This window comes from Diaphorobacter nitroreducens (assembly GCF_002214645.1).
GTDB lineage: Bacteria > Pseudomonadota > Gammaproteobacteria > Burkholderiales > Burkholderiaceae_C > Diaphorobacter > Diaphorobacter nitroreducens.
Genome location: NZ_CP016278.1, coordinates 3869287 through 3881398, shown reverse-complemented (window position 1 = coordinate 3881398; position 12112 = coordinate 3869287). Strand labels below are relative to the sequence as shown.

The 12112-nt window shown below is 67.0% G+C and carries 10 protein-coding genes, 1 tRNA gene and 1 pseudogene; 11 read left to right on the top strand and 1 reads right to left on the bottom strand.

Annotated features, from left to right (window positions below; all coding sequences use genetic code 11):
• Window positions 1–13 precede the first annotated feature (13 nt).
• The 6 genes from BA022_RS18130 to miaB all read left to right on the top strand — a co-directional run bounded on the left by BA022_RS18130 (window position 14) and on the right by miaB (window position 5643).
• Window positions 14–724: a DsbC family protein gene (locus tag BA022_RS18130; RefSeq protein WP_011806716.1), complete on the top strand. Its 711-nt coding sequence runs from the start codon at window positions 14–16 to the stop codon at window positions 722–724.
• Window positions 725–892: 168 nt separating this feature from the next.
• Window positions 893–2674 carry a M61 family metallopeptidase gene (locus BA022_RS18125; RefSeq protein WP_088888373.1) on the top strand — a complete coding sequence of 594 codons (1782 nt, stop codon included), beginning with the start codon at window positions 893–895 and terminating at the stop codon, window positions 2672–2674.
• Window positions 2675–2724: 50 nt separating this feature from the next.
• On the top strand, window positions 2725–3504 hold the full coding sequence (locus BA022_RS18120) for an enoyl-CoA hydratase (RefSeq protein ID WP_088888372.1): 780 nt from the start codon (window positions 2725–2727) through the stop codon (window positions 3502–3504).
• Window positions 3505–3530: 26 nt separating this feature from the next.
• Window positions 3531–3607, top strand: a tRNA-Met gene (locus tag BA022_RS18115).
• Window positions 3608–3709: 102 nt separating this feature from the next.
• On the top strand, window positions 3710–4159 hold the full coding sequence (locus BA022_RS18110) for a hypothetical protein (protein ID WP_015914225.1): 450 nt from the start codon (window positions 3710–3712) through the stop codon (window positions 4157–4159).
• A gap of 137 nt (window positions 4160–4296) precedes the next feature.
• Window positions 4297–5643, top strand: coding sequence for a tRNA (N6-isopentenyl adenosine(37)-C2)-methylthiotransferase MiaB (gene miaB / locus BA022_RS18105; RefSeq protein ID WP_088888371.1), 1347 nt, complete (start codon window positions 4297–4299; stop codon window positions 5641–5643).
• Window positions 5644–5763: 120 nt separating this feature from the next.
• Here miaB and ffh read toward each other — a convergent pair.
• Window positions 5764–7142: pseudogene (ffh, locus tag BA022_RS18100) on the bottom strand (signal recognition particle protein).
• A gap of 91 nt (window positions 7143–7233) precedes the next feature.
• On the opposite strand from ffh, the gene BA022_RS18095 reads away from it, so the two are divergent.
• From BA022_RS18095 to ampD, 5 genes are read left to right on the top strand one after another with little or no spacing between them, the layout of a single operon-like run.
• Window positions 7234–8034: a cytochrome C assembly family protein gene (locus tag BA022_RS18095; RefSeq protein ID WP_088888370.1), complete on the top strand. Its 801-nt coding sequence runs from the start codon at window positions 7234–7236 to the stop codon at window positions 8032–8034.
• On the top strand, window positions 8031–8261 hold the full coding sequence (locus BA022_RS18090; protein ID WP_088888369.1) for a PP0621 family protein: 231 nt from the start codon (window positions 8031–8033) through the stop codon (window positions 8259–8261). Before BA022_RS18095 ends, BA022_RS18090 begins: the two co-directional genes overlap by 4 nt.
• A 4-nt stretch (window positions 8262–8265) precedes the next feature.
• Window positions 8266–9966: a sensor histidine kinase gene (locus BA022_RS18085; protein WP_088888667.1), complete on the top strand. Its 1701-nt coding sequence runs from the start codon at window positions 8266–8268 to the stop codon at window positions 9964–9966.
• Between the two features lie 15 nt (window positions 9967–9981).
• Window positions 9982–11490 (top strand): sigma-54-dependent transcriptional regulator, encoded by a 1509-nt coding sequence (locus BA022_RS18080; protein ID WP_088888368.1) that lies wholly within the window; start codon window positions 9982–9984, stop codon window positions 11488–11490.
• Window positions 11471–12070 (top strand): 1,6-anhydro-N-acetylmuramyl-L-alanine amidase AmpD, encoded by a 600-nt coding sequence (gene ampD / locus BA022_RS18075; protein ID WP_088888367.1) that lies wholly within the window; start codon window positions 11471–11473, stop codon window positions 12068–12070. Before BA022_RS18080 ends, ampD begins: the two co-directional genes overlap by 20 nt.
• Window positions 12071–12112 lie beyond the last annotated feature (42 nt).

The window sequence follows — 12112 nt, the reverse complement described above, 5'->3', positions numbered from 1 at the left end:
GGAAACCAACGCAATGAAACTCCTCCCCACCTTGCTGGCCGCCACTGCCCTGTGCCTGGGCCTGAACGCATCGGCACAGGACGCCGCGATCCGCAAGGCGCTGGCCGAGCGCATCCCGCAGCTGCAGCAGATCGACGAAGTGCGCTCCACGCCCATGAAGGGGCTGTACGAGGTGCGCATCGGCACCGACCTGTTCTACACCGACGCCCAGGGCAACTACCTGATCCAGGGCGAGCTGATCGACACCAAGGCGCGGCGCAACCTGACAGAGGACCGCATTAACAAGCTGACGGCGGTGGACTTCAAGGCCCTGCCGCTGCAGGACGCCTTCACCCTGGTGCGTGGCAACGGCGAGCGCAAGCTGGCGGTGTTCGAGGACCCGAACTGCGGCTACTGCAAGCGCTTCGAGAAGGACATGCAGAACGTGGACAACGTGACGGTGTACCTGTTCCTCTACCCCATCCTCAGCCCCGACTCGGCCGAGAAGTCGCGCAACATCTGGTGCGCCAAGGACCGCGCGGCCGCGTGGGACGACCACATGCTGCGCGACAAGACGCCCGCAGCGGCCAGCTGCGACACGGCAGCGCTGCAGCGCAACCTGGCGTTCGGGCGCAAGCACAAGATCACCGGCACGCCCACGCTGATCTTTGCCGACGGCTCGCGCGTGCCCGGCGCCATCGGCGCGCAGGACGTGGAAAAGCGCCTGGCCGCTGCCGGGAAGTAAGGCGCCACTGCCGCCCACCGCGCATCCTTCACCGGCATGCGCTGCAAATATGAGAGCTGCTAGCGCTTGCTCACTGAGGACTTTCAATACATTTCATATTGAAACCCTTGTGTAGTAAGCGCAAGCAGCTATTTTTTTTTGACATCACCCCTCTCACTGCATCCCGCCATGTCTCTTGCCGCCAGCACCGCCGCCGTCCACTACCGCATCGACCCCACGCAGACCCACGCCCACCTGTACCGCGTCACGCTCACCGTGGCGGTGCCGGCGGCGCAGCAGGAGCTGTCGCTGCCGGTGTGGATTCCGGGCAGCTACCTGGTGCGCGAGTTCTCCAAGAACCTGCAGTCGCTGCAGGCGCAGCAGGGCGGCGCCCCCGTGCCCGTGCAGCAGCTGGACAAGCACCGCTGGCGCGCGCAGTGCACGGCGGGCACGCCGCTGGTGCTGAGTTACGAGGTGGCCGCCTACGACACCTCGGTGCGCACCGCCTGGCTGGACGCCACGCGGGGCTTCTTCAACGGCACCAGCCTGTGCCTGCGCGTGCACGGGCAAGAGGACGCGCCGCACACGCTGGAGGTCGCGTGCCCGCCCGCGCTGGCCGGCTGGTCGCTGGCCACGGGGCTGGAGCCGGTGGCGGTCGCACCGTCCGGCTTCGGGCTGTACCGCGCACGCAACTATGACGAACTGGTCGACTGCCCCGTGGAGATGGGCCCGTTCTGGAGCGCCCAGTTCACCGCCTGCGGCGTGGCGCACCAATTGGTGGTGGCGGGCGCCGCGCCGTCGTTGGATGGCGAACGCCTGCTGCGCGACGTGCAGCGCATCTGCGAGGAGGCCATCCGCTTTTGGCATGGCGCGCAGCAGCCGCCGTTCACGCGCTACGTGTTCCTGCTCAACGTGGTGCACGACGGCTACGGCGGGCTGGAACACGGCAACTCCACCGCCCTCATCTGCGGCCGGCGCGACCTGCCGCGCGTGGGCGACGCCGCCACGCCCGAGGGCTACACCACCCTGCTCGGCCTCATCAGCCACGAGTACTTCCATACCTGGAACGTCAAGCGCCTGCGCCCCGCCGAGTTCGCGCGCTACGACTACGCGTGCGAGAACTACACCGAGCTGCTGTGGTTTTTCGAAGGCTTCACCAGCTATTACGACGACCTGCTGCTGCGCCGCGCGGGCCTGGTGGACCACGCCACCTACCTGCGTCTGCTGACCAAGAACATCAACCAGATGCTGCAGACGCCGGGCCGCCAGGTGCAGTCGGTGGCGCAGGCCAGCTTCGACGCCTGGGTCAAGTACTACCGCCAGGATGAGAACACGCCCAACAGCACCGTGAGCTACTACACCAAGGGCGCGCTGGTGGGCCTGTGCCTGGACCTCGCGCTGCGCCGCGAAGGCCGCACCACGCTGGACGACGTGATGCGCGCGTTGTGGCAGCGCACGGGCGGCGGCCCCATGGCCGAGACCGACCTGCTGGCCGTTTTGCAGGAGTTGTCGGGGCGCGACTGGTCCGGCGAGATCGGGCAGTGGGCGCACGGCACGGCGGAGCTGCCGCTGGCCGAGCTGCTGGCCGCCCATGGCATCCGGCTGCAGGCGGAGCCCGCGCAGATCGCCCAGCGCCTGGGCCTGCGCGTGAACGAGAACCACGGCGTGCACATCAAGACCGTGCTGCGCGGCGGTGCGGCAGAGGCGGCCGGCTTCATGGCCGGCGACGAATGGCTGGCGCTGGAAACGCCGGGCCAGGCCTGGCGCCTGCACAAGTTGGACGATGTGCCGCTGTACGCCGCCAGCGCCACCCAGATCACGGCCCTGGTGGCGCGCGACCAGCGTCTGATGCGCCTGGCGCTCACTCTGCCAGGCGCCGGCGCGGCCTCTGACACGGTGCGCCTGGACGTGCAGGACGCCGCCGCGGCCCAGCGCTGGCTGGGGCCGGCCCAGCCGGGCCCTCAGGCATGAGGGCTTGGGTATATTCCCGGCATCCCACCCACTACAAACAGGAGATCACCTTGGCCTACGAATGCATCGAAGTCCGCACCGAAGCGGACAAGGTCGGCATCATCACGCTCGCCCGTCCCAAGCAGCTCAACGCGCTCAACGACCAGCTCATGACCGAGCTGGGCGAGGCCCTCAAGGCATTCGACGCCGACGACAAGATCGGCTGCATCATCCTGACGGGCAGCGAGAAGGCCTTCGCCGCGGGCGCCGACATCGGCGCCATGGCCAAGTACAGCTTTGCCGATGCGTACAAGGGTGACTACATCACGCGCAACTGGGAGCAGATCCGCAGCATCCGCAAGCCCGTCATCGCGGCGGTGAGCGGCTACGCGCTGGGCGGCGGCTGCGAGCTGGCGATGATGTGCGACTTCATCATCGCGGCGGACAATGCCAAGTTCGGACAGCCCGAAATCAAGCTGGGCGTGATCCCCGGCGCGGGCGGCACGCAGCGCCTGCCGCGCGCCGTGGGCAAGGCCAAGGCCATGGACATGGCCCTCACCGGCCGCATGATGGACGCCACGGAAGCCGAGCGCTCCGGCCTCGTCAGCCGCGTGGTGCCGCTGGACAAGCTGATGGAAGAAGCCCTGGGTGCGGCCCTCGTCATCAGCGGTTTCTCGCAGATCGCCGTGATGGCCGCCAAGGAATCGGTGAACCGCGCGTTCGAAGGGACTTTGAGCGATGGCGTGATGTTCGAGCGCCGCCTGTTCCATGCGCTGTTCGCCACCCAGGACCAGAAGGAAGGCATGGACGCCTTCGTGAACAAGCGCGCAGCAGTCTTCACGCACCAATAAATTTTTGTTCTATAATTCGGGGCTTCGGTGGTATAGCTCAGTTGGTTAGAGCGCAGCATTCATAATGCTGATGTCCCAGGTTCAAGTCCCGGTACCACCACCAGATACAACCCGCAGTGCCCCAGGTGCTGCGGGTTTTTCTTTAGCCGCGTGGCGGGCCGGCGCCTGCCACTAGAATTTTCGTTTCAGCCCCTGGATGTACACCATGAATCGCTGCAACACCCGCACCTTCGCGTCCACCCGCACCCGCGGCGCCTGGCTGGCGACCCTCGCATGCCTGGCACTGCTGGGCGGCGCCGCGTCCACGGCCGCCACGGCCCAGACGGTGGCGGCCACCGGCCTTGCGCGCACCTTCCCCGCCAATGCGCTGCGCGGCACGCTGAACTTCCAAGACCGCACGACGGCCCTGCTCAACGGCAATGCCATCCAGGTGGCGCCGGGCATGCGCCTGTTCAGCCCGCAGAACGCGCTGGTCATGACCCACACCGTGCAGGGCAAGCCGCTGAAGGTGAACTACGTGACAGAGGCCAGCACGGGCATGCTGCTCACCGCCTGGATCCTCACGCCCGCCGAGGCCGCCTTGCCCCGCAAGGGCAGCGATACCGAAACCAACGTGCGTTTCGAGTGGGACACCAAGCCCGCCGCGCTGCGCTGACACACCCGCGCTGATCCACCGCGCTGAAGCCTGGCGCGCGTTCGCGTTTCGCCGGCCCCGCTGGCCAGCCCGCAACCGCCCCGCTGCCGCCTGCGCCGCGGCGGCTGGTCTTTCGCGAGATTGAAGAGACACAAGCCATGTCCAAGAAAGTTTTCATCAAGACCTTCGGCTGCCAAATGAACGAGTACGACTCGGACAAGATGGCCGATGTGCTGGGCGCCGCCCAGGGCTATGAGCCCACCGACGACCCGGAGCAAGCCGACCTGATCCTGTTCAACACCTGCTCGGTGCGCGAGAAAGCGCAGGAGAAGGTGTTCAGCGACCTCGGCCGCGTCAAGCACCTCAAGGACAAGGGCGTGCTCATCGGCGTGGGCGGCTGCGTGGCCAGCCAGGAGGGCGAGGAGATCATCAAGCGCGCCCCGTTCGTGGATGTGGTCTTCGGCCCGCAGACGCTGCACCGCCTGCCCGATCTGCTCAACGCCCGTGCCGCCAAGGCCAGGCCGCAGGTGGATATTTCCTTCCCTGAGATCGAGAAGTTCGACCACCTGCCGCCCGCGCGCGTGGAGGGCGCCAGCGCGTTCGTGTCGATCATGGAAGGCTGCTCCAAGTACTGCAGCTACTGCGTGGTGCCCTACACGCGCGGCGAAGAGGTCAGCCGCCCGTTCGAGGACGTGCTGGTGGAAGTGGCCGGCCTGGCCGACCAGGGCGTGCGCGAAGTCACGCTGCTGGGCCAGAACGTGAACGCCTATCTGGGCGCCATGGGCGACACGGCGGAGAAAGCCGACTTTGCGCTGCTGCTGGAGTACGTGGCCGAGATCCCCGGTATCGAGCGCATCCGCTTCACCACCAGCCATCCCAACGAGTTCACGCCGCGCCTGATCGAGGCCTACGCCAAGATCCCGAAGCTGGTGAGCCACCTGCACCTGCCCGTGCAGCACGGCAGCGACCGCATTCTGATGGCCATGAAGCGTGGCTACACGGCCATGGAATACAAGAGCACCATCCGCAAGCTGCGCGCCATCCGCCCCGACATGGCGATGAGCAGCGACTTCATCGTGGGATTTCCCGGCGAGACCGAGGAAGACTTCCAGAAGATGATGAAGCTGATCGACGACGTGCGCTTCGACAATTCCTTCAGCTTCATCTTCAGCCCGCGCCCCGGCACGCCCGCCGCCAACCTGCACGACGACACGCCGCATGAGGTGAAACTGCGCCGCCTGCAGGAACTGCAGGCCGTGATCAACCGCAACATCCTGGAGATCAGCCAGGAGCGCGTTGGCACGGTGCAGCGTCTGCTGGTGGAGGGCGTGTCCAAGCGCGACGGCAGCGAGCTGATGGGGCGCACCGAGTGCAACCGCGTCGTCAACTTCCCCGGCCACGAGCGCTTGATAGGCCAGATGATCGACGTGAAGATCACCGAGGCGCGTACCTACACGCTGCGCGGCGAGGTGGTGATGGGCGAGGTCACGACCGCGGTCGGATGACCCTCAAAAACCATAGCTACCAGCGCTTGCTACCTCTGGATTTCCAATGTTTTTCCGCCTGAAACCCTTGAAATACCAGCGCGAGCAGCTCTATTTATAGGAGCGGTCACCGCTCCCTGCTCAGAAGCGGGGCATGCCCCCCATGCCCGGCAGGCCGCCCTTCATGCCGCCCATCTTCTTCATGAGCTTCATGAGGCCGCCGCCCTTCATCTTCTTCATCATGCCCTGCATCTGCTCGAACTCGTTGAGCAGGCGGTTGACCTCCTGCACCTGCACGCCGGCGCCCTGGGCGATGCGCTTCTTGCGTGTGGCCTTGATGAGCTCGGGCTTGCGGCGCTCCAGCGCCGTCATGCTGCAGATGATGCCCTCCTTGCGGCGGATGTCGCGCTCGGCCTTGTCCATGTCTACCTGACCAGCCTTGGCCGTGAGCTGCGCGGGCAGCTTGTCCATGAGGCTGGACAGGCCGCCCATCTGCTTCATCTGCTGCAACTGGGCCAGGAAGTCGTTCAGATCGAACCCGTCGCCGCTCTTGACCTTGGCGGCGAGCTTTTGCGCCGCCTCCATGTCCACGCCGGCCGTGACCTGCTCGACCAGCGCGACGATGTCGCCCATGCCCAGGATGCGGCCCGCGTGGCGCTCGGCGTCGAACACCTCCAGGCCGTCGATCTTTTCGGACACGCCGGCAAACTTGATCGGCGCGCCCGTCACCTGGCGCACCGACAGCGCCGCACCGCCGCGCGAGTCACCGTCCAATTTTGTGAGCACGATGCCCGTGAGCGGCAGCGCTTCCTTGAAAGCCTTGGCGGTGTTCACCGCGTCCTGGCCCTGCATGGCATCGACGACAAACAGCGTCTCCACCGGGGTCAGCACGGCATGCAGGTCCTTGATTTCCTGCATCAGCACCTCGTCGATGGCCAGGCGGCCGGCAGTGTCCACCAACAGCACGTCGAAGAAGTGCTTCTTGGCGTAGTCCAGCGCTCCAAGGGCGATGTCGCGCGGCTTCTGGTCGGGCGTGCTGGGGAACCACTCGGCGCCGGCCTGCTTGGTCACGGTCTTGAGCTGCTCGATGGCGGCGGGGCGGTACACGTCGCCCGAGACGGTCAGCACCTTCTTCTTGCGCTTTTCGATCAGGTGCTTGGCCAGCTTGGCCGTGGTGGTGGTCTTGCCCGCGCCCTGCAGGCCGGCCATCAGGATCACCGCCGGCGGCTGCGCGTTGAGATTGATGTCCGCCACGCCCTCGCCCATGGTCGCGGCCAGCTCCTTGTTCACGATGCCCACCAGCGCCTGGCCGGGCTTCAGGCTGCCCAGTACCTCTTGGCCGAGGGCTTTTCCTTCACGCGGGCGATGAAGTCGCGCACCACGGGCAGCGCCACGTCGGCCTCCAGCAGGGCCATGCGCACCTCGCGCAGCATGTCCTGCACGTTGGCTTCGGTGATGCGGGCCTGGCCGCGCATCTCCTTGACGAGACGGGTGAGTTTTTCGGTGAGTGCGGAGGCCATGGCCAAATGCTCCAGATGCACCGGCCCGGGCGTAATGCCGGCCGATGGCACAGCCCCGACGACCAGGGGCGAAAGGCTAAACTGCGAACCCATGATTTTACCCAGTGCTTCCCCGCTCGGCTGGCTGCTCGCCCTGGCCACCGCGGCCGCCTACGCGCTGGCGGCGGCCCTGGCGCCGCGCACTCACACAGGCCGCGGCCAATTGGCCATCATGGCCCCTGCCTGGATGCTGCATGGCGCTGCGCTGGTCTGGGGCCTGCTGGGCAGCACGCCGCATTTCGGCTTTGCCGCCGCCCTGTCGATGACGGCCTGGCTGGTACTGACCACCTACGCCGTTGAGCGGCAGCTGTTTCCGCAGATGCGCGCGCGCTGGGTGCTGTGCGCGCTGGGCGGCGCGGCCGTACTGGTGGCGGCGCTGTTTCCGGGCCGGCCACTGCACGTATCCGCCTCGCCCTGGCTGCCGCTGCACCTCACGCTGGGCATTGCCTGCTATGGCCTGTTTGCCGCAGCCGTGGTGCACGCCTGGCTCATGAGCCGTGCCGAGCGCCAAATGCGCCTGGCAGCCGATTCGCACAGCGGCATGCCGCTGCTGACGCTGGAGCGGCTCACGTTCCGCTTCGTGACGGCGGGCTTTGTGCTGCTCTCGGCCACGCTGGTGGCGGGCTGGCTGTTCAGCGAGCAGCTCTACGGCCGCGCCTGGCTGTGGGACCACAAGGCCGTGTTCTCGCTGCTGGCCTGGATCACCTTCGCAGTGCTGCTGCTGGGCCGCTCGCGCTTTGGCTGGCGCGGCCGCAGCGCCGTGCGCGTGCTGTATGCAGGCACGGCACTGCTGCTGCTGGCCTACGTGGGCTCGCGCTTCGTAATGGAAGTGGTGCTGGGGCGGGCGGCATGAAATACCTGGTCCTGTTCGCTGTGCTGGCCGTGGTCTACGCGGTGTGGCGCGCGCAGCGCCGTGCGTCTGCGCCGCGGCAAGGCAACACCCAGCGCCCGTCCATCGCACCGACACAGGACATGGTGCGCTGCGCCCACTGCGGCGTGCACCTGCCACGTGGCGATGCCGTGCCCGGGGGGGCGCATATGTACTGCAGCGCCGCCCACCGGGACCGTGGGCCCGCCTGAGCCAATGCCCTCCAAGCTGGCAGCCGCCGCCTCTCCCCTGCCCTTTCATCGCCTGTGGAATGCCTTCCTCACAGCGCGCGTGATGGTGGCGCTGGCGCTGCTGCTGCTGCAGTTGCTGGGCATTGCACTCAACCAGGCCGGCGAACCGCTGCTGTTCAGCATCTGCCTGGGCTACCTGGTGGCCACGGTGGCGCTGCGGGTGTGGGGGCACGGCGCGGTGCCCGACCCGCGCCCCGGCATCCAGTGGTTGCCGTCCATCGGGCTGGATCTGTTGCTGGTCAGCGTGCTGCAGGCGCTGCAGCAGTCGGGCGGCTTGAATTTCACGCCGTTGTTCGGGCTTCCGGTCCTGATGGCAGGCGTGCTGGGATCCTTGACTCTGGCTCTGGCAACCACGGCCGGCGCCACGCTGCTGCTGCTGGCCTGGGCCTGGTGGCTAGGCACATACGGCGGCGCCGGAGACGGCACGCAGCGCTACCTGCAGGCGGCGTTGACAGGCACCGGCTACTTCATCGTCGCCTATCTGGTGCACCTGCTGGCCGCCAAGCTCACCAGCGAGCAGCAGATGGCCCGGCGCAGCCAGATGGATGCGCGCACCCACCGCGCGGTCAGTGCCCTGGTGATGCAGCACGTGGCCGATGGCGTGCTGGTGCTGGACCTGCATGGCCAGGTCCGCCTGGCCAACCCTGCGGCGTTGCTGATGCTCGGCCACAAGATCTCCGGAGATTCCTCCCTGACGCTCACCCACACGGCGGCCTTCAAACCCCTCATGGATCTGGCGTGCGCCACTTTCCAGATGGAGCGTCCCCAGCATGCCGATGTCAACGTCCTGCACGATGGCCAGATCCCCATGGCCCTGCGCGTGCGCGCATGGCTCACCCACACGCAGGACGCCCCGGACGACTCTTCGGGGGAGCCGCTGTGCGTGATGTTCCTGCACGACCTGCGCGAAATGGAAGCGCGCCTGCGCACGGAGAAGCTGGCCGCCATGGGGCGCATGTCGGCCGCCGTGGCACATGAGATCCGCAACCCGCTGGCAGCGATCGTGCAGGCCAACGAACTGCTGGACGAAGACCTGGACGACCCCACACAGAAGCGCCTGACACACATGGTGCGCCAAAACGCCGACCGGCTGGTGCGCATCACGGAGGACGTACTGGACATTGCGCGCGTGCAGCACCAGATCAACCAGGCCAGCTCCTCCACCGTGGCACTGGATGCCACGGTGCAGCAGGTGTGGAACGACTGGACGGCGCAGGACCCCGCACGCCGCCAGGGCCAATTGGTACTGGACGCGGGCGCGGCGCAGGTGGAGTTCGACGCCGAGCACCTGCGGCGTGTGCTGGTGAACCTGCTGGACAACGCATTGCGCTACAAGGGGCCCGAACCCGATTCGCTGTGCCTCGCGACGCGCGCCACCCCCGGCGGGAAGGCCGGCGTGCAGGTGTGGAGCGATGGCGCACCGCTGGACAAATCGGTGGAGCGGCATCTGTTCGAGCCTTTCTTCTCATCCGAAAGCCGCTCCAGCGGGCTGGGCTTGTACATCTGCCGCGAGCTGTGCCAGCGCCACGGGGCGGCCATCGGTCACCAGCGCACCACTCGCAGCCTGGCGCGCGGCGAGGTGGCGGGAAACGCCTTCACTGTGACCTTTCGCAGCCTTTCGCGCCCTACGGACAGCGCATCACTGTTTGACACAATCGTGGTCTGACACGGCCCACAGACCATGAATGCATCCACCGCCTCCATTCTTGTCGTCGATGACGAACCCGATCTGCGCACCCTCTATGAGCTGACCCTGCTGCGCGAAGGCTACCGCGTGGAGACCGCCGCCAGCGTGGACGACGCGCGCCAACAGCTGCAGACGCAGAAGTTCGACGTCGTGATCACCGACATGCGGCTGCCCGACGGCTTCGGCATGGACTTGCTGCACGACCTGCGCAGCCAGCAGCGGCGTGAACGCTGCGTGGTCATGACGGCCTATGGATCGGCCGAGAACGCGGTGGAGGCGCTGCGCGCGGGCGCGTTCGACTACCTGACCAAGCCCGTGGACCTGAAGCAATTCCGTGCCGTGGTGGCTTCGGCGGTGCAGGGTATTGGCGCCGTACTGGCGGCGCCCAAAGCCACCCGCCCCGGCGCACGCAACGTCACGCAGTGGCCGGACATGCAAGATCCTGTGCTGGATCGCCTGATCGGCGACTCCGAAGCCATGCGCAATGTGAAGCAGCGCATCGCCAAGGTGGCGCGCAGCATGGCCCCCGTGCTGGTGCGTGGCGAGTCAGGCACGGGCAAGGAACTGGTGGCCCGCGCGCTGCACGCCAGCAGCCAGCGCTCCGAAGGCCCGCTGATCGCCGTCAACTGCGGCGCGATTCCCGAGAACCTGCTGGAGGCAGAGTTCTTTGGCGCGCGCAAGGGTTCCTACACCGGCTCTACGCACGACCGGGAGGGCTACTTCCAGGCAGCCCGTGGAGGCACGCTGTTCCTTGACGAAATTGGCGACCTGCCGCTGCCCATGCAATCCAAACTGCTGCGTGCGATCCAGGAGCGCACGGTACGGCCCCTGGGCTCCACGCAGGAAGAAGCCGTGGACGTGCGCATCGTCAGCGCCACGCACCGAGACCTGGCCGCCGACGTGCAGGCGGGGCGCTTCCGCCAGGATCTGTATTACCGGCTGAATGTCATCGAACTGTTGATCCCACCGTTGCGCGAGCGGCGAGAGGACCTGCCCGCGCTGTGCGAGGCCTTGCTGGCCCGTATCGAGCAAGAATCGGGGGTGGCCGTTCCCCACCTGACAGAGGAAGCGCTGCAGTGCATTGCACAGCACCCGCTCACCGGCAATGTGCGCGAGCTGGAAAACCTGCTGCACCGCGCGGTAGCCCTCAGCGATGGCCATGAGCTGCACGTTGAAGGCGCGCCAGCCCCCACCGTGGAGGCACCGCCACCCCTACCGCAGCCCGTACCGTCCGCACCAGCCATCGCGCAGCCCGCTGAGCCGCACGCGCCCCCTCGTTGGTCCGGCATCAGCGAAGGCATGCCCCTGCCCAACGATCTGCAAGCCTGGCTCGACCAGCAGGAACGGGAAATACTCGTGCGCGCCCTGCGCGAGGCGGGTTTCAACCGCACGGCCACCGCAGCCCGCCTGGGCATCAGCCTGCGCCAAATCCGTTACCGGATTGCCCGGCTGCACATCGAGGTACCGCAAGACGGCGACAGCCATGGCGACGCGCAGCCCTGAGCCTGCGACCCGGCGGCCTGCCTGGCATGGCGGCTGGTACGCGAATGCGAGACGCATGGACTCGCCCAACCACGGGCCACGCCCCCCGCAGGCCAGCGTGGACCTCATCGTGGTGCATTCCATCAGCCTTCCCCCCGGAGAGTTCGGCGGGGGTCATGTGCACCGGCTTTTCATGAACCGGCTGAACTGGGACGCCCATCCTTATTTCCAGCAGATTCGCGGCCTGGAAGTGTCGACGCATTTCTTCATCACGCGCGCAGGTGTGCTGTGGCAGTTCGTGGACGTGGGCCGACGCGCCTGGCACGCGGGCCGTTCCCACTACCGGGGGCGCGATGCCTGCAACGACGACTCGATCGGCGTTGAGCTCGAGGGGCTGGAAGGTGGGAGCTTCGAGCAGGCGCAGTACGCCACCCTTGTGACCCTTTGCAAGGCGCTGCGGCAGCGCTACCCCGTGCGCTACATCGCGGGACATGAGCACATCGCCCCTGAACGCAAACACGACCCAGGCCCTGGGTTTGACTGGCGTGTACTTCATGGAGCCTTCGCCGGCGCGGGTGTTCTTTTTCCGCCAGGGTGTTGATCCCCCAGGCACCCGGACGCATTGCCGCACTTTGCGCCTTCG

What these genes read in the sequence shown, in the direction of transcription:
- BA022_RS18080 (WP_088888368.1), top strand. Translation starts at nt 9,982, where the DNA reads ATGAATGCATCCACCGCCTCCATTCTTGTCGTCGATGACGAACCCGAT.
- miaB (WP_088888371.1), top strand. Translation starts at nt 4,297, where the DNA reads ATGTCCAAGAAAGTTTTCATCAAGACCTTCGGCTGCCAAATGAACGAG.
- ampD (WP_088888367.1), top strand. Translation starts at nt 11,471, where the DNA reads ATGGCGACGCGCAGCCCTGAGCCTGCGACCCGGCGGCCTGCCTGGCAT.
- BA022_RS18110 (WP_015914225.1), top strand. Translation starts at nt 3,710, where the DNA reads ATGAATCGCTGCAACACCCGCACCTTCGCGTCCACCCGCACCCGCGGC.
- BA022_RS18085 (WP_088888667.1), top strand. Translation starts at nt 8,266, where the DNA reads ATGCCCTCCAAGCTGGCAGCCGCCGCCTCTCCCCTGCCCTTTCATCGC.
- BA022_RS18095 (WP_088888370.1), top strand. Translation starts at nt 7,234, where the DNA reads ATGATTTTACCCAGTGCTTCCCCGCTCGGCTGGCTGCTCGCCCTGGCC.
- BA022_RS18125 (WP_088888373.1), top strand. Translation starts at nt 893, where the DNA reads ATGTCTCTTGCCGCCAGCACCGCCGCCGTCCACTACCGCATCGACCCC.
- BA022_RS18090 (WP_088888369.1), top strand. Translation starts at nt 8,031, where the DNA reads ATGAAATACCTGGTCCTGTTCGCTGTGCTGGCCGTGGTCTACGCGGTG.
- BA022_RS18130 (WP_011806716.1), top strand. Translation starts at nt 14, where the DNA reads ATGAAACTCCTCCCCACCTTGCTGGCCGCCACTGCCCTGTGCCTGGGC.